General features: G+C 65.7%; 14 protein-coding genes. 4 read left to right on the top strand and 10 right to left on the bottom strand.

Features of this window, described 5'->3' with window-relative positions:
- The 9 genes from tssH to tssB all read right to left on the bottom strand — a co-directional run bounded on the left by tssH (nt 1) and on the right by tssB (nt 11,288).
- Nucleotides 1–2,661, bottom strand: coding sequence for a type VI secretion system ATPase TssH (gene tssH, locus GEMMAAP_RS19380; protein ID WP_026848850.1), 2,661 nt, complete (start codon nt 2,659–2,661; stop codon nt 1–3).
- Between the two features lie 60 nt (nt 2,662–2,721).
- Entirely contained in the window at nt 2,722–3,732 is a 1,011-nt protein-coding gene (tssG, locus tag GEMMAAP_RS19375; protein WP_053333817.1) for a type VI secretion system baseplate subunit TssG, read from the bottom strand.
- A gap of 10 nt (nt 3,733–3,742) precedes the next feature.
- On the bottom strand, nt 3,743–5,587 hold the full coding sequence (gene tssF, locus GEMMAAP_RS19370; protein ID WP_026848848.1) for a type VI secretion system baseplate subunit TssF: 1,845 nt from the start codon (nt 5,585–5,587) through the stop codon (nt 3,743–3,745).
- Nucleotides 5,588–5,590: 3 nt separating this feature from the next.
- Complete coding sequence (tssE, locus tag GEMMAAP_RS19365) at nt 5,591–6,079, bottom strand: type VI secretion system baseplate subunit TssE (RefSeq protein WP_043580046.1); 489 nt, start codon at nt 6,077–6,079, stop codon at nt 5,591–5,593.
- A gap of 18 nt (nt 6,080–6,097) precedes the next feature.
- Entirely contained in the window at nt 6,098–7,942 is a 1,845-nt protein-coding gene (gene tssA / locus GEMMAAP_RS19360) for a type VI secretion system protein TssA (RefSeq protein ID WP_026848847.1), read from the bottom strand.
- Nucleotides 7,943–7,968: 26 nt separating this feature from the next.
- The gene (locus GEMMAAP_RS19355) at nt 7,969–8,673 is read right to left on the bottom strand and encodes a type VI secretion system accessory protein TagJ (protein ID WP_026848846.1); all 705 of its coding nucleotides are present in this window, start codon (nt 8,671–8,673) and stop codon (nt 7,969–7,971) included.
- An 82-nt stretch (nt 8,674–8,755) separates the two neighbouring features.
- Entirely contained in the window at nt 8,756–9,223 is a 468-nt protein-coding gene (locus tag GEMMAAP_RS19350; RefSeq protein ID WP_158514938.1) for an Hcp family type VI secretion system effector, read from the bottom strand.
- A gap of 77 nt (nt 9,224–9,300) precedes the next feature.
- The gene (gene tssC / locus GEMMAAP_RS19345; protein ID WP_026848844.1) at nt 9,301–10,779 is read right to left on the bottom strand and encodes a type VI secretion system contractile sheath large subunit; all 1,479 of its coding nucleotides are present in this window, start codon (nt 10,777–10,779) and stop codon (nt 9,301–9,303) included.
- Between the two features lie 2 nt (nt 10,780–10,781).
- Nucleotides 10,782–11,288: a type VI secretion system contractile sheath small subunit gene (tssB, locus tag GEMMAAP_RS19340; RefSeq protein WP_026848843.1), complete on the bottom strand. Its 507-nt coding sequence runs from the start codon at nt 11,286–11,288 to the stop codon at nt 10,782–10,784.
- Between the two features lie 203 nt (nt 11,289–11,491).
- Here tssB and tssK (GEMMAAP_RS19335) point away from each other — a divergent pair, with 203 nt between their 5' ends.
- Nucleotides 11,492–12,838: a type VI secretion system baseplate subunit TssK gene (gene tssK, locus GEMMAAP_RS19335; protein ID WP_026848842.1), complete on the top strand. Its 1,347-nt coding sequence runs from the start codon at nt 11,492–11,494 to the stop codon at nt 12,836–12,838.
- Between the two features lie 327 nt (nt 12,839–13,165).
- On the opposite strand, the gene GEMMAAP_RS19330 is transcribed toward tssK (GEMMAAP_RS19335), so the two are convergent.
- Nucleotides 13,166–14,923, bottom strand: coding sequence for a hypothetical protein (locus GEMMAAP_RS19330; protein WP_075071580.1), 1,758 nt, complete (start codon nt 14,921–14,923; stop codon nt 13,166–13,168).
- 244 nt (nt 14,924–15,167) lie between these two features.
- On the opposite strand from GEMMAAP_RS19330, the gene tssK (GEMMAAP_RS19325) reads away from it, so the two are divergent.
- The 3 genes from tssK (GEMMAAP_RS19325) (at nt 15,168) to GEMMAAP_RS19315 (ending at nt 20,881) form a co-directional block, all read left to right on the top strand.
- Nucleotides 15,168–16,535: a type VI secretion system baseplate subunit TssK gene (tssK, locus tag GEMMAAP_RS19325; protein WP_026851035.1), complete on the top strand. Its 1,368-nt coding sequence runs from the start codon at nt 15,168–15,170 to the stop codon at nt 16,533–16,535.
- An 84-nt stretch (nt 16,536–16,619) separates the two neighbouring features.
- Nucleotides 16,620–17,333, top strand: a complete 714-nt coding sequence (locus GEMMAAP_RS19320) for a DotU family type IV/VI secretion system protein (RefSeq protein ID WP_053334629.1) — start codon at nt 16,620–16,622, stop codon at nt 17,331–17,333.
- A gap of 11 nt (nt 17,334–17,344) precedes the next feature.
- Nucleotides 17,345–20,881 carry an ImcF-related family protein gene (locus tag GEMMAAP_RS19315; RefSeq protein WP_026851034.1) on the top strand — a complete coding sequence of 1,179 codons (3,537 nt, stop codon included), beginning with the start codon at nt 17,345–17,347 and terminating at the stop codon, nt 20,879–20,881.

The following is a 20,881-nucleotide window of genomic DNA, read 5'->3' as shown; positions in this document are numbered from 1 at the left end:
TCACGCGGCCACGATGTCGTAGGTGAAGTCGCCCGTTTCGCCGACCCCCACTACGAGTGCCGTGGGTCGCCGCCCTTCGGCCATGGCTGACAGCAACATCCGTGAGATTTCGGGGAGCAACGTGTTGGACAGAATGTTGTCCACGTTGCGCGCTCCGCTTTCCACCTCGGTGCACCGCGCGGCGACCTGGGCGATGAGCGTCTCGTCGTGCTGCATTTCGAGCTTGTGCGTCTCGCGCAGACGGCGGGCGATCTTGCCCACCTTGAGGCGCACGATCTGCTTGAGGTTTTCGTCGCGCACCGGGAAGAACGGCACGATGACCATGCGGCCGAGGAAGGCCGGCTTGAACACCGCATCGAGTTCCGGCTTGAGTGCCTTGGCCAGGGCTTCCGGCAACGGCATGGTATCCGGATCGGCGGTGAGCTTCATGATCGTCTCGGTGCCGGCATTCGTGGTGAGGATGATGATCGAGTTCTTGAAGTCGATCTGTCGTCCTTCCCCGTCTTCCATGACGCCCTTGTCGAACACCTGGAAGAAGAGCTCCAGCACATCGGGGTGGGCCTTCTCGACTTCGTCGAGCAGCACCACGCTGTACGGCCGCCGGCGAACGGCTTCGGTGAGCACACCACCTTCGCCGTAGCCCACGTAGCCCGGGGGCGACCCCTTGAGCGTCGAGACTGTGTGCGCTTCCTGGAACTCCGACATGTTGATCGTGATGATGTTGCGTTCTCCACCATACAACAGATCGGAAAGCGCCAGCGCCGTTTCGGTTTTGCCGACGCCCGACGGTCCCACGAGCATGAACACGCCCTTGGGCTTGTTCGGGTCTTCGATACCGGCCTTGGACGTCCGCACGCGGCGCGAAATGTCAACCAGGGCGTGGCTCTGACCAATAACGCGCGCGCCGAGGTGCTTCTCGAGTTCGAGCATGGTGCCCAGCTCGTCGCTCAGCATCTTCCCGACCGGAATGCCCGTCCAGCCGGAGATCACCTCGCCCACGATGGACGCATCCACAAACGGGCGCACCAGCGGTGTATCGCCCTGCAACGCTTCCAGCTCGGTCATCGCGGCGGCGTAGTCAGCACGAAGCGTATCGATGGACGCCGGATCGGTGCCTTCGGCCACCAACTGGGCGCGCACTTCGAGAATACGCGATACGAGCGCCTTTTCGCTGCCCCAACGTGCCTCCAGCACCGCCAGCTGCGCTTCCACCTGCGTACGGCGCTCGGCAATGCCGGCGAGCCGCTCTTGGTGGTCCATACCGGCCGACTGCTCACGGTTCAGCACACGCTCCTGCAGCGCCAGATCGTCAAGAATCCGCTTGAGATCTTCAATGGGTCCGGGTGTGGCGCTCTGGCCGAGGGCCAGACGGGCACAGGCGGTATCGAGCACGCTCACCGCCTTGTCCGGAAGCTGGCGATCGGGGAGATAGCGATGCGAGAGGCGCACGCCGGCCTCCATGCCGCTGTCCAAAATGTGCACGGTGTGGTGCTTCTCGAGCGCCGGCACAACGGCGCGCATCATCACGCAGCACACGTCTTCGGTGGGCTCTTCCACTTTGACCAGCTGGAAACGCCGTGACAGTGCCGGGTCCTTTTCGAAGAACTTCTTGTACTCGCTCCATGTGGTAGCGGCAATCGTGCGCAGCTCACCACGGGCGAGCGCGGGCTTGAGGAGATTGGCCGCGTCGTTCTGTCCGGCCGCACCACCGGCCCCAATCATGGTGTGTGCTTCGTCGATGAACAGAATGATGGGCGTGGGCGAGTTCTTCACCTCTTCAATGAGTCCCTTGAGGCGATTCTCGAATTCACCCTTTACGCCGGCTCCGGCCTGCAACATGGCGAGATCGAGCGACAACAGCCGGACATTCCGCAGCGGCGGCGGGACGTCACCATCAGCAATGCGTCGCGCGAAGCCTTCCACGACAGCCGTTTTGCCAACGCCCGCCTCACCCACGAGGATGGGATTGTTCTGCCGGCGCCGCGTGAGAATGTCCACCACCTGCCGCACTTCGAAGTCGCGGCCGAGGACCTGATCAATCTTGCCCTTGCGGGCATTCTCGGTGAGGTCAACGGTGTACTGGTCGAGATTCGGCGTGCGTCCACCGGCCTTGGCCGGCCCCGACCCACCCGAGGAGGCACTGGCGCCGGCGGCCACGGAGTCGATACTGCCCACTTCGGCCGACGCTTCGGCGGAGGCGGAGGTGATGGTGACGAAGTCCTTCTTGAGCACATCAACCGGAATCTTTTCGAACTCCTTGCTGATGTCGATCGCCATGCGAGTCAGTTCGGTGACCGACAGCATGGCCAACACCACATGCCCGGTGCGTACGCGCGGTGCACCGTATTCCACGGACCCGATCACCCACCCTTCACGCAAGGCGTTAACGAGCGACGTGCTGAGCGACGGCGTGCGACCGTTGCCGGTCTTCAGGCGATCGAGTGCGCGGGCGAGATCATCGGCAAAGCGGGTGCGGTTGACCCCGAAGTGCTTGAGGATGATGGCCAGGTCGCTATCGGTGGCATCGAGCAGTTTGACGAGCAGGTGCTCAAGCTCGACGTCGTAGTTGGTGCGCGAGAGGCACAAGCCGGCGGCACCTTCGACGGCGCTGCGCACGGGGGCATTGAGCTTGGCGATCAGGCCACGAAGATTCACGGACATCTTGGACTCCGGGGGAGGAACGGGGAGGGGGAGGTATGAAACGAACGGCGCTGACCGTGGTCAGCTACAGAGCGACAGCATTACATCATCAGCGTCGTGCGTGGCCGGGCGGGTTCGCAGCCAGTTGCCGAACCCCAGCGGCGGGGTATCGGCCGCTCCCAGGTGGAGGCTGGGGACATCGGTTTTGGCCAAAACCAATTGGGCGTCGATTCCCACCTGGTCATCGGCGTACAGCCGCGCCAGCTGGCAGAGGGAGTCGAAGAGGCGCCCGGCGGGAAGAAAGGCATCGAACTGGGCACGGGTGAGTGGCCCCAGCCGCAGCCGGACCCGCGCCTGCGGGTCATAGACCGCGTTGCCTATGACGGCACTGCCGAGGCAACCGGCCGGGCCATCGTCATCGAGGCATACTTGTCCGTCGCCGACCAGCGGACGCCACTCGCCAACGAATTGTTCGACCGTGGCGGGGACGCCGAAGTGGTCGCTGATCAACTGGGCCAACCCGGTGGCCGGTCGCGTGCGCATCGCGAACAGCCCGGCGTAATAGGCAACGGTATCGGCGAGCGGTCCGGCGGCGCGTCGCGTGGCGTCGGTCCCGACCCCAGCGATGTCATCGAGGTGTTGGTGCAGTCGATCCGGCTCGCCATGTTCGGCGGCCAGCTGAGGCCGGTGGTGCTCCCACGCCCGGTGGAACAGCGACAGCGCCCGGTGGTGAAAGAGGTCGAGGAAGTCGCGAAATGCCGTGTCGCGCGCGCGGGCACGGGCGGCGACATGCGAGGTATAGGCATGCGGCAGCACTCCCTGCGGCCCGGTCAGGCCGAAGAAGTTGACCGACAGGCGAATGGGCGTGTCTGCGGCCTCTGGCACGTCCAGTTCGGCGACCTCCCCAACGGGAAACGCCAATGACGGAGGCACACCAATTCGCACCACCTCAGCGCCGGGATCGGCCCAGCCGCCAATGGTGGCGCGTCCCGACCGGGCGCGCGCCAACAGCCGGACCAGTTGCGCGAACTCGTACCCCGTCGCGTCCTGCTCCAACTGGCGCAGCCGTGTGTCGGCTCGCACGGTCGTCATGGCGCCGTGCTCACAGGAGGGCCCGCCATCCGGCGCGTGCCGGCCAATCCACTACGGGCCGCCGTCGCTGCCGCGAGCGCACCGCGACTTGCGTGAAGCTGTTCATGTTGGCGTACAACGCCAGAAAGCGGTCGAGGACACTGGCCATGAGGAACATGCCCCCGCCCGGGAACTGATCTTCGTCGAACTCCAGCTCAATGCGGCGCCCGCGCGCGAAGGCAATGCCGTGCGGTGCGGCCACGCGGGCAAAGGCGGCGCTGCTCTTTACCCCCACCAGGCCATCAATCTGCCGTTCGGCGCTCAACGAATTGGTGAAGTCGTGCAGCCGCAGAATTTCGCGCAACGCATCGGCGGTGCCGTCGGTGAGCGACAGATGATTGAGTGACAGCGAAGAAATCATTCGCCAGAGCAGCGCCGAGCCGAGCGTGGGTTGCGTGGCGCGCGTGGGTGTGGTGACGGCCATGATGCGCGGCACCGGCCCGCCGCTCACCAGCTCGAAGTCACTGTGGCTGTCCGCTCCGAAGGGGAGACGACTGGGCAACTCCCCGTTGTAGCCGGTAATGTGCAGCGACGCGACATCCACATCCGGCGCCCGCACCGTTCCCGACAGATCGGTAAAGGTGAGGAAGACATCCATGCCGTCGTCGGTGCGCCAGACGGAGGGGCGACGCGTTGCCGTCCAGTACAGATGGTCGGCTTCGTTCCCATCGAGGCGCTGGTGGGAATACAGCGGGCGAATCGTCTGACTGCGCTGCTCGGCGTGTTCAATGAGCGTGACGTCGTCCACCGACCACACTTCCACTTCAACGCGGCGCCGGGCATCGGGAATGACGAGATACTCGTGACTGCGTTCGGTGAGCAGGATGGGTTCGGCCGACTGCGAAAACAGGTTGACGGCCGGCGCACAACCGAGTCGGAAGGTGCGCGGGGAGAGTCCCACTTCCACGGCCTGCCGACGCTCTGTGCGTTCAAAACTGCTGATCAGGAATCCGACTTCGACCCGATCGGTGGCCTGGAGGCGACGCATCGCGTCCCCCAGCCCACCGATATCGAAGAAGTGGAATTTCTCGGGGAAAGCGAAGAGCTCCTGCAGCAGCGAAAACCCGGCAAACGTGCGATCGGGGTGCGGGAGCATGCTTTCGTTCTCGCCAAATCCGACCGGCGTAAGCGCCCGTGCGCCGAGCGAGATCGCCGGCGTCGCGGGGCGATCCGGGTTGCGCACCACGATGTCGATGGTGTGGTTGGCGAGGAGCTCGTAGAGCGTATCGACCACGCCGCCGTCGCCGGCGAGGTGTACGCGCAGTGCCTCGAGCGTCAGCCCACTCAGCTTGACGCCCTCAAAAGCGCGCAGCTCGATCCGGATGGCTGCAACGGCATCGCGTCCACGCGCGGCGGCCCCCACGCGATCGGGGGTGGTCCACTCAGCCGCTTCCACGCTGATGGGCCAGAGCGTCGTGTCGTAGGTCGTGCGGAAAGCGCAGGGCATACCGTTGACTGGCCGGGTATGCAGTGCACTCCCCCGTTTGACCTGGAAACCTTCCGGCAGCCGTCCCTGAGCGCGGTCGAGCTCCATTTCGACGACGGTCATGGCGGGCAGCGGCCGGATGAGCTGCGGGTGCAGCATTTCCAGCAGCGCCTGCGACATCTCGGGGAAGTCACTGTCGAGTCGTCGATGGATGCGCGCGGCGAGAAACGCAAACCCTTCGAGAAGGCGCTCGACATGCGGGTCATCGCAGCGGCCGGCTTCGAGCTGCAGGCGCGCGGCCACCTTGGGGTACTGCCGGGCAAACTCCGCGCCGAGCTTGCGGAGGTACGTGAGTTCGCGTTCGTAGTACAGTAGCAGGTCGTTGGACATGACTTACGACTTGTCCTCGACTTCGTAGGTGCCGTTGGACACTTCGAAGATCGTATCGAAGACGACCTGTTCCGGGCTCGGGTCCATGATCAGCAGGGCCGAGATGGTAAAGCGCACCTGTTGCAGCGCCGGATTGACATCTTCGGCGAGGGAGACGGATACGTTGGCGAGGCGTGGTTCGAATCGCCGGATCATGATCTCCATGCTCTCCACGAGCAGCTGTCGCCAGTCGGCGATGGATGTGGTGAGCCCGGTAAAGTCGCGCAGACCATACTGGTGTACTGAAGCGGCCACGAGACTATGGGGTCCGGGCGTAACCGCAGTGGTGCGCGTGTTGAAGAGCCAGTCCAGATCGCGCTGCACGCTGCGGCGGAACCGGCGCGCCGACTCCTCCCGCGAGATCGGCAGATCGCTGCCGACCCGCGGATCGTCGTCGGTCAGCCGATCGAGCAGCGACGGCTGGACGGCGCGGTCGAGTTCAGTGCGTGCCATGAATAGCGATGGCCTGCGTCAGGACCGCAAGGCCAGCGCCTGGATCGGATCGAGGCGACAGATGCGAAGATACAGTTGTTCCTGCTCCGACTCGTTCTCGTTGCGGGCTCTCAGCACGCGATACATGAGCGCCAGCGGCTGGGCCACAAGCGGGCCGGATTCCCACTGATCGAGCTTCTGTTCATCGACCTGCTCGAGCAGTTGCTGCAGGATGGGAAACGCGACGGCGGTAAGGCCGGCCTCGACCATGACGAAGGCCAGTTGGGTTTGCCGGAGAAACCGTCCGCGGGGCGACCGTTCGCGCTGCAGCTCGACGGTGAGAAGCTCGATGGCGCGCTGAGGCCGGCCACCGCGCAGTTCCGCGAGAGCGAGATCGAAGCTGTCACCGGCTGTGGGGGCGGCTGGATGCCGCGTGCGGGCGCGGGCGAGACCACCTTGTTCCGCGGTCCGGTGGTCGGCGTCGAGCGCCACCGCGAGCAGTTCGGTTCCGTCGGAGGGCATGGCGTCCTGCGCCTCGCCGACCTCGGCCAACGGCGCGGCTTCCTCCAGGATTTCCTCCGCGATCCAGGCGCGGGTCTCCTCGTTGGCAGTGGGTGTTTCGTCCATGAGGGTGAGCCGGGGTAACTGAGGAAAGGCCGCCAGGAGCGTGCGCAGTTCAGAGCGAATCGCGGCGGCCACGGGCGCATACTCAGCGCCCAGATTGGTGGCCGCCGTCCAGGCATAGCGCTGCAGATCGAGCCAGCCACGACCAGCGGCCGTGGCCATGAGCACTTCTCCCTGTTCGAGCAGTTCGGCCCACTTGGCGTCGAGCATGAACGCGCGCAGCCGGGAGCGCACCGCGGTGGGCGGTGCTTCCAGCAGGCGGAGTTCCAATTCCGTCCCCTGGGCCAGCAGTTCGCCCCACCGATACCCGCGCACGAGTCGGTACGCCGACGGACTGGTGCGCTGCTGCTGGCGCAGCCAGCGGGCAATCACGCCAATGCGGCGGCCGGCGTCGGCGGCGCTGACGGGTTCGGGGGACTGTGTGCCGTCGCCGTCCACGTCGCCCGCGCCTTCGCCGGCGCCTTCGCCTTCGGCGGGGATTTCCTCGACGGGGTCGGGGTCGGTCTCGAGTTTGCGCGCGAGCAGTGACGCGAGAATGCGGCGCGGCTCATCGAGGGCGTTGCGCAAAGGCAGGAGGGAGGGGCTGTCCCGCCCGAACCGATCGTCGGTGACCTTCTCCAGCGATTGGATTTCCAGCAGGGTGGCGTCGATATCCGCGATGACGGCGCGCACCTGCACCTTGGAAAGCGCTTCCGACGCTGACTCGACGTCTTCGGGGGTGGGCTTCCCCGCCGCCACGGCCTGTTCGCGCAGCGCCGCCTGTTCCTCGTTCTGCTGGGCCTTTTGCTCGTCGGGCACGCTGCGGGCCGTATCGAGATCGGCGCAGGAGAAGCGGCCAATGACCGGGGTGAGTCGCACCGGCAAGGCGAGTTTGCTGCCGATCCACTCAATGGGGCCGGCGCGCAGTTCCAGATCGTCGTCTTCGGGGAGCGGATAGACGGTGTCCCAGAACGACTCAAGGAGGCCGCGGTTAATGGCGACGCCAGTGAGCAGTCCACCAAACCCCTGCCGGCGCATAAGGGCCTCCGTGAGCCACGCCGCCAACTGGAGATCCTTGGTTTCCTTCTGCAGATACCCCGAGCAGAGTGTGACCACGGTGGCCCAGTCGGCCGCTTTGGCATCGGGGCCTGGCACCAGTTCTTCGCGCCGCGCCTCCTTGATGGCATTGAGACGAGGATCATACCGCAGTTCGACACCGGCCGGTTGCTCACCGGGGATCGGGGTCAGACAGGCGGCGAGAAGGTCAGCGTTGAGCGGCATGCGGCGGACTCTGGATCAGTGGGTCATCAAGCGGGCGTTGCGATGTGCAACTCGCGCACGTCGACCAACGGGACAGGGCGGTCATCGACGAGCAGAATTTTCTGTCCGACGGGGGCGAAGTCGCCATCGGGGAGGTCGAGCCAGTCGGTGGCGCGGCCAAGTCGGATCGCATCGTCGGCGTGACGCCAGGCGCCGGCCGTGAGGGCGGGGAGCAGGACTTCGCCGAGTTCCTGGTCGCGAATGGCGGGGCCAACGACAACGCGCGCGGGCGCCCAGTGCAAGTCGCGCAGGCGTGCGGGGGCAGACATGGTGACCGCCGCGAGGTGCGCGAACGGAATCCAGAGGTAGCGGCCACCGGCCATGATTTCGAGGCGGGCACCAATGCGGGGGTCGGCATCGCGCAGCGAGGAGAACGGCGTGCCGTTCAGCGTCCCGGATACCGGCTCGGGTGCTTCTCCCCTGGGCAGGTCGCCGGTGTCGAACATGTGTTCGCGCACGCGTTCGTTGAGGATGGCTGCCCTGTACAGCAGGGTGCCGGCTTCCGCCATGTGGCCGGACTTGGCCAGGACGTCGAGCTGACGCAGCGCGCGATCCCACTGACCGGCACAGCTGGCCAGTTCGAAGAGGAAACTGCGTCGTGCGTCGTCGGTGGGGTGCGACCGCAGCTCCTCAATGAGCTGCTCGATTGCGGCGTCGAGCCGGCCGTCGGCATAGAGGGCGTGCGCGGTCATAAACAGGGAGTGAACGGGGGAAACGCACACCTGCGCCCGCGCGGGGGATTCCCGCACGGGCGCAGATGTCAGGCCAGCAGCATCACGCGGCGTTCGTTTCGAGGTTCCACGACTTGATCGGGGAATCCGTCTTGAGCTGGTTGTTCTGGTCGAGCATGTACTGCACGGATACCTTCGTGAAGTTCAGCGACAGCGACTCGGACGGACGATCGCCGCCGCTCGACAGGCTGTAGCCGCTGAAGATCACGTTGTCGAGGTTGTACTTGAGGAACGTTTCTTCATTGCCGGCGCCGATCATGGTGGTGAAGATGATTTCGGCGGACTTGTAGTTCGTGCGCTTGCAGACGGACTCGAAGATCGTGGTGGACGCGATGTCCGTCATCTTCGTGACCGTGATTTCCGAGAGGGAGGGGAGCGAGGTTTCGCGATTGCCCGACCCAACGGCCATGGAGACGCCCACGCCCACGCCGAACTGGAAGCTTTGGAGTACGATGTACCCCTTGGCCTTGGCCGACGTGGCTTCGCCTGCCACCAGCGGGGTGAGCTTCATGTAAATCGCCATACAGATCTCCTGAATTTGTTAGAGTAGACAGAACGAGCAGGTACGTGCGGGAACGGGCCGGCGGATTACTTCGCCGGTTGCGGAAGATCTGCCACGAGACGCATGGAGACCCCCAGCTCGTCGAGCTGGTAATGCGGCTTCAGGAACGCGACGGCTCGGTAGGCGCCGGGCTTGCCCGCGACTTCCACGACGTCGATGCGGGCCGCCGAGAGCGGCCGCTTCTGCATGATGCTGGGGCTGGAGCCCGGGGCCGCGACGTATTCGCCGATCCACCGGTTGAGGAACACGTCGATCTGATCGCGGCTGGTGTAGCCGCCGATCTTGTCCCGCATCATGACCTTGAGGTAGTGCGCAAAGCGGGACGTCGCGAAGATGTACGGCAGCTGCGCGGACATGCGTGAGCTGCTGGACGCGTTGGGGTCGTCGTACACCTTGGGCTTCTGGGCCGACTGCACCGAGAAGAAGGCGGCGTTGGCCGTGCCCTTCTGGTGCACGAGCGGGGCGAAGCCGAGGTCGGCCAGTTCCTTTTCGCGGCGATCGGTGATCTGCACTTCGGTGGGGCACTTCATGGCGATCTCGCCCGACTCGGTGCGGAAGTTGTGCACCGGGAGCTGCTCCACCAGCCCGCCGCTTTCCACGCCGCGAATGGACGCGCACCAGCCGTACATGGCGAACGCCTTGTTGATGTTGGCCGCCATCGCGTAGGCCGCGTTCATCCACGTGTAGTGCCCGTGGTTGGTGCCATCGACCCGCTCTTCGTAGCCGAACGTTTCCACCGGCACGGTGGCGCTGCCGTACGGTTCGCGGGCGAGCACACGCGGCGCCGTAAGGGCCACATAGCGCGAGTCTTCACTGGCGCGGAAGCCCTTCCACTTCGCGTACTCGGTGCTGTCGAAGATCTTGGCGAGGTCGCGCGGCTGATCGAGATCGGTCCAGCTCTCGAGGTTGAGCATCGAGGGATCGGTGGCGCTGATGAACGGCGCGTGCGCCGCGGCCGCCACGTTGGAGATCTTCTCGAGCAGCTCGATGTCCTGACCACTCTTGTCGAAGTAGTAGTCACCGACCATGGCACCAAACGGCGTACCGCCGAAGACGCCATACTCTTCTTCGTAGATCTTCTTGAACAACGCGCTCTGGTCGAACTCCGGGGCACGCTGGAGATCGCGCAACAGGTCCTTCTTGGACACGTTGAGCACTTTGATCTTGAGGCCGGCGCCGGTCTCGCTCTGCTTGAGCAGATACTGCAGGCCGCGCCACGACCCTTCGAGCTTCTGGAACTCGGGGTGGTGCAGGATCTCGTTGAGCTGCAACGACAGGAGATGATCGATTTGCGCGATACGCGCATTGATCATGGTCTCAGTGTCGCGGTTGAACGTAATGGCCCCTTCGAGGACCTCACCCACGAACCGCTTGAGCAGGTCCTTGCCCTTGCTCTTGCTGTCGGCATCCTTGCCCATCTTGCCCTGTTCGACGATCTGGTCGAGCAGCGTGAGTTCGGCGTCGGTGGTGACGGCCTGTGCGGCGGCTTTGGTCGGATCAGCCATGGTCAGCTCTCCAGGCCAAGTTCAGCCTTGAGCTTCGCCATCTTGTCGGCATCGCCCAGAGTGTCCTGCAGCACTTCGTCGAGCTTCTCGTTGGTCTGCAGGTTGGCCCGCAGGTTGGCGAGTTCGGTGCGCAGTTCGAGCAGCTCGCGCAGGGGCTTCACCTGACGCGCCACAGCGTCGGGGGTGAAGTCGTCCATGCTGCGAAAGTTGAGCTCAATGCCGAGTTTGGCTGCGTCGGCATCGTCACTCAGCTTGTTCTCCACGGCGAACTGCAGACGGGGCTTCATGCTGGCCAACGTGTCGTCGAAGTTGTCCGGCGTGATTTCAACGAACTGGCGATCCTTGAGCCGCGCGAGTGGTTCGGTGGGGTTGCCACTGAAATCACCAAGCACCCCCATGAGGAACGGCAGCTCCTTCATTTCAATGGCGCCACCGGTCTCCACTTCATAGGAGATCTGGATGCGGGGGGGGCGAACGCGTTCCAGTTTCTTCTGGGTACTGTCGGCCATGCAGTGCTCCGGCGAGAGACCTTACTGGTGAAACATCTGGGTGGGAGCCGCCAAGTGCGGAGGACCAAGCTTTCGCCCCTGCGGCAGCAATGTCAAGCAATGTGCAAGCAGGGATACCGGCGTGATTCCGTCAAGTGACGAAAACGTCACGCAGCGAAACGACGCCGCTCGCCCGCGCGCCGGTTCTGGTGATACGTTAGGGCATGCGACACTTGCCACCGGTTTTGTGGACCAAAGGCGTGCTCCTGACGCCACAGCATTTGCAGGCGCAGGATCGACACCACGAAGATGCTCTCGCGTTTCAGGTGGGAGCGATTTCGTTTTGCCCTTGGGGCTTCTCTCAATTGGACGTCGATACGGACGCGCTCGCCAGCGGGACGCTGGTGGTGAATGCCGTCTCCGGTCGCTTCTCCGATGGATTGCTCTTCGATGCGCCAGTGTCAGGCCCCACGCCGCCGCCGAAGCCGTGTGCGACGGCGTTTGGTCCTGATCAGAGCACGCTGGTGGTGTCCCTCGCGGTCCCCGAGTATCGCGTGGGGGCTCGCAACGTGGCGCGCGTGGCGGACGCTCAACTGACGCGATGGCATGCTGACGAGCAGCTCACGCGTGACGAGACGACGGGATTGACGGAACGTCCTATCCAGGTGGCACCACCTACGTTGCGTCTGGTGCTCGAAGGGGAAAGCCTCGAAGGGTACACGGCCATGCCATTGGCGCGGGTGCGCCGCGGAGCCGGTGGCGATCTCACCCTCGACCGCTCCTTCATCCCGCCGCTGTTGGATATCGCAGCGAGCGACGGGCTGGAAGCGATGGCGCGTCGGTTGGTGGAACGCCTCTCGGCGCGCAGTGCGTCGCTGGCCGGCAGTCGTCGTCAGCGGAACCAGGATCTGGCTGACTTTTCCGTGGCCGACGTGGGCGCGTTCTGGTTGTTGTATACGGTGAACACGCACCTGCCCACCATCCGGCATCTGGCCGAGGTGCGTCGTGGGCACCCGTCGGCGTTGTGGGAGGCCATGGTGGCGTTGGTCGGCGCGTTGTCCTCGTTTGCCACTAGCGCCGATGCGCGCACGCTCCCGTCGTACGATCACCTGCGATTGACGGACGGGTTTCAGGAACTGGAGCGCCGGCTGTACGAATTGCTCGATGGGGCGGTGGTCGATGCCGCCGTGTCGATTCCGCTCAAGGCCGTGCGTCCCACGCTGCACGCCACGGCGGTGGATCAGAGCACATGGCTGGACGCGCCGCAGTGGTTCCTCGCGGTGAGTGCGCCGGTGCGCCAGCAGGAGCTCATCCCCAAGGTGCTGCAAGGGTGCAAGCTGGGCTCCGCCGATGTGGTGGACACGCTTATTCGTCAGGCCCTGCCGGGCCTCGAAATGGCGCACGTGACCGCTCCGCCGCCGGCCGTGCCGGTGAAGCTCGATTTTCAGTACTTCGCCATTCGGAAGAGTGGCGCGGCATGGGACGCGATTGCCCGCGCGCGCAACCTCGCCGTGTATGTGCCGGCGGAACTAGTCGAAGCCCGCTTCGAACTCGTCATCGTGTTGAGATGAGAGAGGGGAGACGGCCGAGTCGGGAATCCGAATTCGGACGTGAGAGTCGGGAATGTGCGATGGATATCGAAGGTGAGAGTGTTGAGACAACTACGACATTGAGAGGTGCGAGTAGTCCCTCCGCACTGATGTGCCCCACACGGGCTTGGGGTAACGGCGGGGACGACCGCTGTTCCAGCGGCGTCCGTGGGAGGGCACGGTAGAGCGAACGCCAGCACTCGCACCTCTCACCATCGTTGTTGTCTCGACACTCTCACCTTCGATATCCATCGCAGGCTCTGACCTCAGACCTCAGACCTCCGATTCGCGATTCGGCGGTCTCACCTCTCACGCCGCTACGGTTTGGGGAGTGCTACTTGGGGTGCCGTGGGCACCGCGGGTTTGGTCGGAACGGTCGGGACGGGCTGCCGCAGCACGAACACCAGGATGAGCACGGCAATGATTACGACCACGCCAATGATGGCGGCCAGGCCGGCCGGGATGCCCTTTGTTGGGGCAGCGGTTGCCTTGGCCGGTGTGGCGGGAGCCGGGAGGGGCGGCCTCGGGCACCACGGGGGCCGGCGCCTTGCTGATCATGCGCGTGAAATCGCTGGGGCCCGCCGCATTGGACGGCGCGGCTGCGCCGCCGAGCGGCGAGAGCGAGGTGGTGCTCAGCCCCTGCGCAAAGATTGGGGGCGGGACAACGGACGGCCCCCCGCCGAAGGGGCTGCCGCCCGCGGTCATGGGCGCGACCGGCGGCGGGGTTGGGGCTGGCGGGGGCGGTTGCAGCGGCGCGGCAGCGTAGCCCTGGGGGGCACCGGCCGGCGCTGACGAGCCAAAGAGCGGCGCCGGCGGCGAGGCGTTGGCGGGCGGCCAGACCGGCGGTGTTGCGACCGGCGGGGTCATGACCGGCGGGGTCATGACCGGCGGAGTCAGGACAGGCGGCGTGGCCACCGGCGGCATCACCGGCGCGAACACCGGTGGCGCGACCGGCGACGGGGGCATGGACTGGGGCAGCGGCGCCGCGGTGGCCGGGGCGGAAAACATCCGCGTGAAGTCACCCGGGGCGGCGGGGGCGGCGGGGGCGGCGGGGGCGGCGGCCGGGGCCGCGGGCGGGGACAGCGGCGCGGGCGGCGGCGCTGGCTCCGAGGCCGGGACGGAGGGCGCTCCGAACATCTGGGTAAACGCCCCCGGAGCGGCTACTGGCGGGGCTACTGGCGGGACCGGCACGGCCGCCACAGGCTGCACTGGCGTAGGTACTGACGCTTGTGTGACTTGAAGCTGTTCGTATCGTGGCCGTAAATCATCGCTATCAACCGGGGGAACATCATCGGCAGCAGGAGTGGCCGGCACCGGCGGGGCGCCAAACATCTGGGTGAAAGCGCCCGGCGCCTTGGGGGCCTCTGGCGCTGGTGCGACAGGCGCAGGTGCGACAGGGGCTGGTGCGACAGGCGCTGCCGCGATTGGCGCGCTCACGGGGGGGACAGCCGGCGCTTCCATAGGAGTCGCCGTGAGCGCCACGCCGAGCGGGACCGGCAGTGCCGGGGTGGCGGTGGCCGCCGTAGGCTCCGGTGCCGGAACCTCCGGCTTGCCGAACATGAGCGTAAAGGCGCCCGCGGCGGGAGCACCGGCAGACGTCGCGGCCGGGGCTGGTGGCAGGTCCATGACCGGCGGCAACGGCGCCATCGCGGCCGGTGCAATGGGTACGGGCGCGGCCACCGGCGTCTCTATGACTACTGGGACCACCGGGGCCGCCGGTACCGCAGCCACCGGAGCCGGGGCGGCTAGTGCCTGTCCCGTGGCCGGTGACGCGCCGGCCTTGGTGGCCAACCAGCCGGGAAATGAGCTCAGCCCGGCCAGAAATTCGGTGACAATGGCATAGCCTGAGGGGAGCACCGCGGTTTCGAGCACGCGATTCTTGTCCGGCGCCGGTAGCCGACCCAACAGCCCGCGCAGCCGCTCCACTTCGTCGGGGCCCGCCGCATCGGCCAGATGGACCATCACCACGCGGCCAGTCGCCATCTCTTGCGCGTTGTGGGATCGGATACCGTCGTCCACCGCCACACACTTGAGGAGGCGGTATCGCGCGTTGAAATCGTCGCTCATGTCCGGAAGATCAGCGGGTGCAGGATGCGGTCGGAAACGGCCGTCACTGGGAAACCGTGACAGCACAGCCCTTGAATGATGCATCCAACATGACACCGTGGGCAGATCGCGAATGTAATGTTGAAGTGTTCAATTGTTCATGCCCCAGCCGTTGGGCGCAATCGCCGACCCATCCTCCGGACGATCTGGCTCGTATGCGTCTGCCTTCCGTTCTGCTTCTGCCTCTGGAGTTCCTGTGCGTCTGATGTCGCCGCCGTCGCGCCGCGTGGTATGGGAAGACGGCATGCACCTCACGCCGCAACACTTCCAGGCCCAACGCCGCTATCACGAAGAACAGACGGCGCGCACGCTCGGCTTGCTCGCCCCCTTTTCGTACGGGCTCTCCTCGCTCGCCATAGACGAAGACGCGCTGCGCAACGGTACCCTGGTCATCATGCAGGCGCGCGGGGTGCTGCCCGATGGAATGGTCTTCTCCTGCCCCGACGCGGATCCCTGCCCCGAGCCGATGGTGGTGGCGGATCGCTTCTCGCCCTCCCGCGACGGGCAGGTGCTGTACCTCGCAGTGCCACCCTGGCGCGCCGACGCCAGCAACCTCACCGATACCACGTATGGGATCGCGGCCCGCTTTCAGGTGCGGGAAGAAGTGCTGGTTGATGAATCCACCGGCGCCGATCCGTTGACCGTCAAACTGGCGGCCAGCAACCTGCAGCTGCTGTTCGATGAAGAGCTCACCGATCAGGTGATTGCAATGCCGATTGCCCGCGTTCGTCGAGACGGTCGTGGGCAGTTCGGCCTTGATGCGTCGTTCGTTCCCCCCGTGCTGCACATTGGCGCCAGTGAACGGTTGCTCGATCTCACGCGACAGGTCGTGAGCCTGCTGGAGGCCAAAGGCAGTTCGCTGGTGGCCTCGTTGTCGCAGGCCACGGCCACCGCCACCGGAGGAGCGGCCGGGTACGTTGGCAATGAACTGGCCACGCGCTGGCTGTTGCATGCGGTGCGTTCATCCGATGCGCCCCTCCGCCACCTGCTGCTGACACGCAAGGCGACACCGGAACGGCTGTACACGGAGCTGGCCCGCCTTGCCGGGGCATTGTGCACCTTCTCCATGACCAGTCACCCGCGCGATGTACCGCTCTACGCGCACGACGCCGCGACCGACACCTTCGACACCCTCGAGCGGCAATTGCGGCAGCATCTGGATGTCGTCATCTCCGCGCGGGCGCTTATTGTGCCGTTGCAGCGGGTGAGTGATGTGCTGCATGCGTCGCCCATTGCCGATCCGCGTTGCTTTGAACCAGGTGTTCGCTGGTTCCTCGCCGTGCGGGCCGACGTTGGCGCGGCGGATCTGGTGGACCGGGTGCAACGGCTCACCAAGACCTGCGCCACGAAGTTCGTGCTGGAACTGGTGCGGCGCGCCTTCAACGGGTTGCCCACGGAGCATCTGCCCATGCCGCCTTCGGCGCTCGCGCCCAAGCCCGACTTTACCTACTTCGAGCTCACCATGTCCGGCCCGTGCGCGCTCAGCATTCAGGAGAGTCGTGAGGTCGGGGTGTATGTCCCCGATGCGTTGCCCGGGGCCTATCTCGAATTGGCCATCCTGCTCCCGAAGTAATCGTTCTGCCAGCTCCCGCTATCGTGACATGCCTGACGCGTCACGACAGCGTTTTCTCTTCTCGCTCCCCGCCGAGGACTTACTGTGTCCGTATCGACGCCTGCCATTCCGGGTCGTCTGGCCAGTGCCCTGCAGGAATCACTCACCGCCGTGGTTCGCCTTCGGGCCGAACGGCAGACGGTGTCCGACGCGACGGCCTTTCGCGCGCAGATCATGCAACTGCTGGCCCGTGCCGAACAGGATGCGTTGCAACTGGGGTTCAGTACCGCCGACGCCCGGCTGGCCATCTTTGCCGTGGTGGCCTTTCTCGATGAATCCGTGCTGAACGCACGGAATCCGGTGCTGGCCGAGTGGGCGCGCCGTCCGTTGCAGGACGAACTCTTTGGCGGCCACATGGGCGGCGAGTGGTTCTTTCAGCATGTGGATCAGTTGCTCGCCCGCCCCGACGGCCCGGAATTGCCGGAGCTGCTGGAGGTCTATCAGCTCTGTCTGCTGCTGGGTTTCCGCGGCAAGTACGGCGCGGTAGACAACGGGCAGTTGCAGGCCACCACGCAACGCATTGCGGAACGTCTGGGGCGCATCCGTCGGCTGGGGGCTGATCTGGCGCCGCACTGGCAGCCACCGGCCGACCGCGTGGATGCCACGGATCCGCTGCTCAAGCCGCTGGCCATCGGGGCGATTGGCGCGGTCATCCTGCTCTTCGCGCTCTGGGGCACCTACGCGTTCACGCTTCGCAGTGGCACGGACTCGGTGCGCGCGCTGGCGCCAGCCGTCACGGCCACCGCCACCACGCGCTGAGGACCACCACTATGGCAATTCAGAATAAGTCACTCCGGTGGATCATCGCCGCGGTCATTCTCCTCGTGTCCGTGGCGCTCATTGTCGTGCTGGAAAAGACGATGACGCTCGATACGACCGCCACGTGGGTGGTGCGTATCGGCTTCCTGCTGCTGGGGCTCATTGCCGCGGGGGCCGTGCTCTGGTACTTGCGTCCGCAGGACGCCGAGCCGGTGCTCGACCCGGGTGACGATGTGCTGCTGGCCATTGGATCGGCGCGCACGCGGTTGCCGCGTGGCGGATTCGCCTCGCGCACGCTGGTGCTGGTGCTGGGGCCGGAAGGGAGTGCCAAGTCCACGATGGTGGCACGCTCGGGAGGCGATCCCGAGCTGCTGGCCGGTGATGTGCCCGCCGGGGCCAACGACGTGCCACCAAGCACCAAGACGGCCAATGTGTGGGCCATGCAGCACGGCGTGATCGCCGAACTGTCGAGCAAGCTGCTCACCGATGCGCCTCGCTTTGCCAAGGTGGTCCGGGCGTTGCGCGCGCCGCGCGTGGCGGCGGCGGTTGGCAAGGGGGAGGCGGCCGCACGCGCGGTGGTGGTGTGCGTCCCCTGCGACTTGTTCTATGCGGGCGCCAACGGTGAACAGCTGCAGACGCTGGCGCAAGCGATGCGGCTGCGTCTGGCCGAAGCGGCCAAGGAGTTGGGGCTCGCGGTCCCGGTGTATGTGATGTTCACCAAGATGGACCGCGTGCCGTACTTCGAAGCGTGGGCCAGTGTTTTCACGAAGGACGAATTACGGGCGCCGCTGGGTGCTACGCTGGCGTTCGATACGCAGGCTGACACGGGGAACTACGCCGAACGCCTCGCGCCGCGGCTCACTCAGGCGTTCAGCGAGATCAGTGAAACGCTGGGGGCACGGCGCGTCGAAGTGCTGGGTCGTGAGACGCAGCTGGATCGACGGTACAGCGCCTACGAACTGCCGCGGGAATTCCGCAAGGTCCAGGCGGCCGTCTCGCAGTTTCTGGTGGAGCTGTGTCGCCCCACGCAGTTGGGGGCCAGCCCGCAGCTGCGCGGTTTCTATTTCACCGGTGCACGTCCGGTCGTGGTTACGGACGTGGGCGCGGCCCCGGCCGCCGCCGCACAGGCGGTGACGTCGGACGCGACGGGGCTTTTCCGTCAGGCGGCGATGCCCAGCGCGCCCGTGGCGTCGGCGGCCGTGTCGCGCAAGGTACCGGAGTGGGTGTTCCTCGATCGCTTTTTGCGCGACGTGGTGCTGGCCGATACCGGGGCGGCGTCGGTGGCGCGCGGTGGGGTGCGGGTGCAGCGCGCCCGTCGCGTGATGTTTGGCAGCGGGATTGCGGCCAGCGTGCTGGCGCTCATCATGGTGACGGTGTCGTGGCTGGGGAATCGCGCGTTGCAGTCGCGCGTGCAGGAAGCCGCGCAGGCAGTGTCGGCGCTGCCCACCGTACAGTCGGCTCCCGGTACGGTGGCGTTTCCCAGTGTGGAAGCGTTGTCGCGGCTCGACGCGTTGCGGTCGCAGCTGGATACGCTGGGCGCCTACGAACGCGAGGGGCCACCGCTGCGCCTGCGCTTCGGATTGTGGCGCGGCGCGGCACTGCTGGATGCCGCGCGACCGGTGTGGTTTGACGGCTTCCGCAAGCAGCTCTTCACCGATGCCTGGACGGCAATGAGCGATTCGCTCAAGTCGCTGCCCGATGTGCCGAGTGCCAGCAATGACTACGGCGAATCGTATGGTTGGCTGAAGGCCTATCTGATTACCACCACGTCGCCCGACAGCAGCACGAGTGCCTTTCTGGCGCCGGTGCTGCTCTCAAGCTGGCAGCGGGGGATGACCACTGACGCCGATGTCACGGCGTTGGCGCGTCGCCAGTTCGAGTACTACGCCTCGGCATTGCCCACGGTGAATCCGTATCCGCGAGCCGCCGATGCCGCGGTGGTGTCGCACGCGCGGGACTTTCTTTCCCGCTTTACCGGGGCCGAGCAGATCTACCTCAACATGCTGGGCGCGGCCAACGCGGCGGTGCCGCCGGTCAAGATTCCGCAGTCGCCAGGCATTCTGATGGCGACCGCCGAAGTGCAGGGCGCCTTCAGCAGCAAGGGTGCTGCATTCATGAGCGATGCGTTCCGCAACGCCGACCGGTATTTCCAGGGCGAAACCTGGGTGGTGGGTGACGTGACGGCCGCGAAGTCGTTGAACCGCGATTCGGTGGTGGCGTCGCTGCGGGCCCGCTATCGCGACGATTACGGCCGCACGTGGACGCAGGTGGTACAAAGCGCCAAGGTGATCAACGGCTCGACGGTGAAGGATGCCGCTACCAAGCTGGATGTGCTGGCTGGTGTGCAAAGTCCGTTGCTGCAGGTGCTGCGGACGGTGGCCATGAACACGGCGGTGGATTCCACCATGCGCATGGACTTCCAGCCAGTGCATGCCGTGACGCCGCCGGAGATCACCGACAAGTTCGTGTCGGAAAAGAACCAGCCGTACATGGATGGCCTGCTGGGGCTGCAGGGCGTGTTGCTGCAGGTGGCCAACATGCCGCCGGCGGTGGATACGCCCAGCACGCAGGCATTGGTGCAGGCGGCGCAGCTTGCCGCGGGCGATGTGACGAAGGCGCGCGTGGCCGCCAAGCGGGTGTCGCAGAGTTTTGATGTGAGCGGCGCCGGCGGAGCGCTGGCCACGCCGGTAGAGCAGCTGTTGCTGGCCCCCATAACCGGGGCGGAAGCCGTACTGAAGACGGTCGCGTCGCAGCGTCCCCCGGCCAAGCGGCTGCCCGCGCCGCCGGTGGCAGCTCCGGTAGCGGCCGGTGGCGGTGGCGGTGGTGGTGCGGCGGCGGGAACGGCGGCGGAAGCGGCCATCCTGAACGAACGGGGCCGCGCCTTGTGCTCGCGTGTTGATCAGCTCACCTCGCGTTTCCCGTTCAATCCGGAAGCCACCAGCGACGCCAGCGTGGCCGATATCAAAGCCATCCTGGCTCCGGGGAACGGCGAACTCTGGGTGTTCCAGCAGGAGCGTCTGGCGCCGTACCTTGAGAAGCAGGGGAACGCCTGGGTGGCGAAAGGGGGCGGCAAGGTGGAGCTCTCGAAGAGCTTCGTGGACTTCTTCAATCGCGCCGCCGATGTCTCGAACGCGCTCTTTGCCGAAGACCCCGCTACGCCCATGGTGCGTTGGCTGGCGAGCGGGGTGATTACCGACAACACCCCCTTGCTCATTCTGCGCAACAACGGCAAGGAAGCGCGCTTTGACAAGCGGTCGTTCAAGAACGAAGTGGTGTGGCCAGCGACCAACGGCCGCGACGCGGAACTGCAGGCCCAATTCAAGAAGAACAAGCCGATCAAGGTCCGTTCGGCCGTTGGCGATTGGGCCATCTTCCGGTTGGTGGCGAACGCCGACCAGTTTGAAGGGCAGAACGTGACGTGGAACGCCACTGGCAAGGACGCACAGCCGGTGATGCTGAAGTTTGAAGCCTTGCGTCGTGAGGCGGCGAATGTCTTGACGCGCGGCTGGATGGGCCGCATGAGCTGCGTCTCGCAGGTCACGAAGTAA

Origin of the sequence: Gemmatimonas phototrophica (assembly GCF_000695095.2) — a bacterium.
GTDB lineage: Bacteria > Gemmatimonadota > Gemmatimonadetes > Gemmatimonadales > Gemmatimonadaceae > Gemmatimonas > Gemmatimonas phototrophica.
This window is presented reverse-complemented; position numbering and strand designations above follow the sequence as displayed.

Coding starts and splice junctions, on each gene's coding strand:
- tssA (WP_026848847.1), bottom strand. CDS start 7,942: ATGCCGCTCAACGCTGACCTTCTCGCCGCCTGTCTGACCCCGATCCCC.
- GEMMAAP_RS19350 (WP_158514938.1), bottom strand. CDS start 9,223: ATGAAGCTCACCCCGCTGGTGGCAGGCGAAGCCACGTCGGCCAAGGCC.
- tssB (WP_026848843.1), bottom strand. CDS start 11,288: ATGGCCGACAGTACCCAGAAGAAACTGGAACGCGTTCGCCCCCCCCGC.
- GEMMAAP_RS19330 (WP_075071580.1), bottom strand. CDS start 14,923: ATGAGCGACGATTTCAACGCGCGATACCGCCTCCTCAAGTGTGTGGCG.
- tssC (WP_026848844.1), bottom strand. CDS start 10,779: ATGGCTGATCCGACCAAAGCCGCCGCACAGGCCGTCACCACCGACGCC.
- tssK (WP_026848842.1), top strand. CDS start 11,492: ATGCGACACTTGCCACCGGTTTTGTGGACCAAAGGCGTGCTCCTGACG.
- tssH (WP_026848850.1), bottom strand. CDS start 2,661: ATGTCCGTGAATCTTCGTGGCCTGATCGCCAAGCTCAATGCCCCCGTG.
- tssF (WP_026848848.1), bottom strand. CDS start 5,587: ATGTCCAACGACCTGCTACTGTACTACGAACGCGAACTCACGTACCTC.
- tssK (WP_026851035.1), top strand. CDS start 15,168: ATGTCGCCGCCGTCGCGCCGCGTGGTATGGGAAGACGGCATGCACCTC.
- tssG (WP_053333817.1), bottom strand. CDS start 3,732: ATGACGACCGTGCGAGCCGACACACGGCTGCGCCAGTTGGAGCAGGAC.
- GEMMAAP_RS19355 (WP_026848846.1), bottom strand. CDS start 8,673: ATGACCGCGCACGCCCTCTATGCCGACGGCCGGCTCGACGCCGCAATC.
- GEMMAAP_RS19315 (WP_026851034.1), top strand. CDS start 17,345: ATGGCAATTCAGAATAAGTCACTCCGGTGGATCATCGCCGCGGTCATT.
- tssE (WP_043580046.1), bottom strand. CDS start 6,079: ATGGCACGCACTGAACTCGACCGCGCCGTCCAGCCGTCGCTGCTCGAT.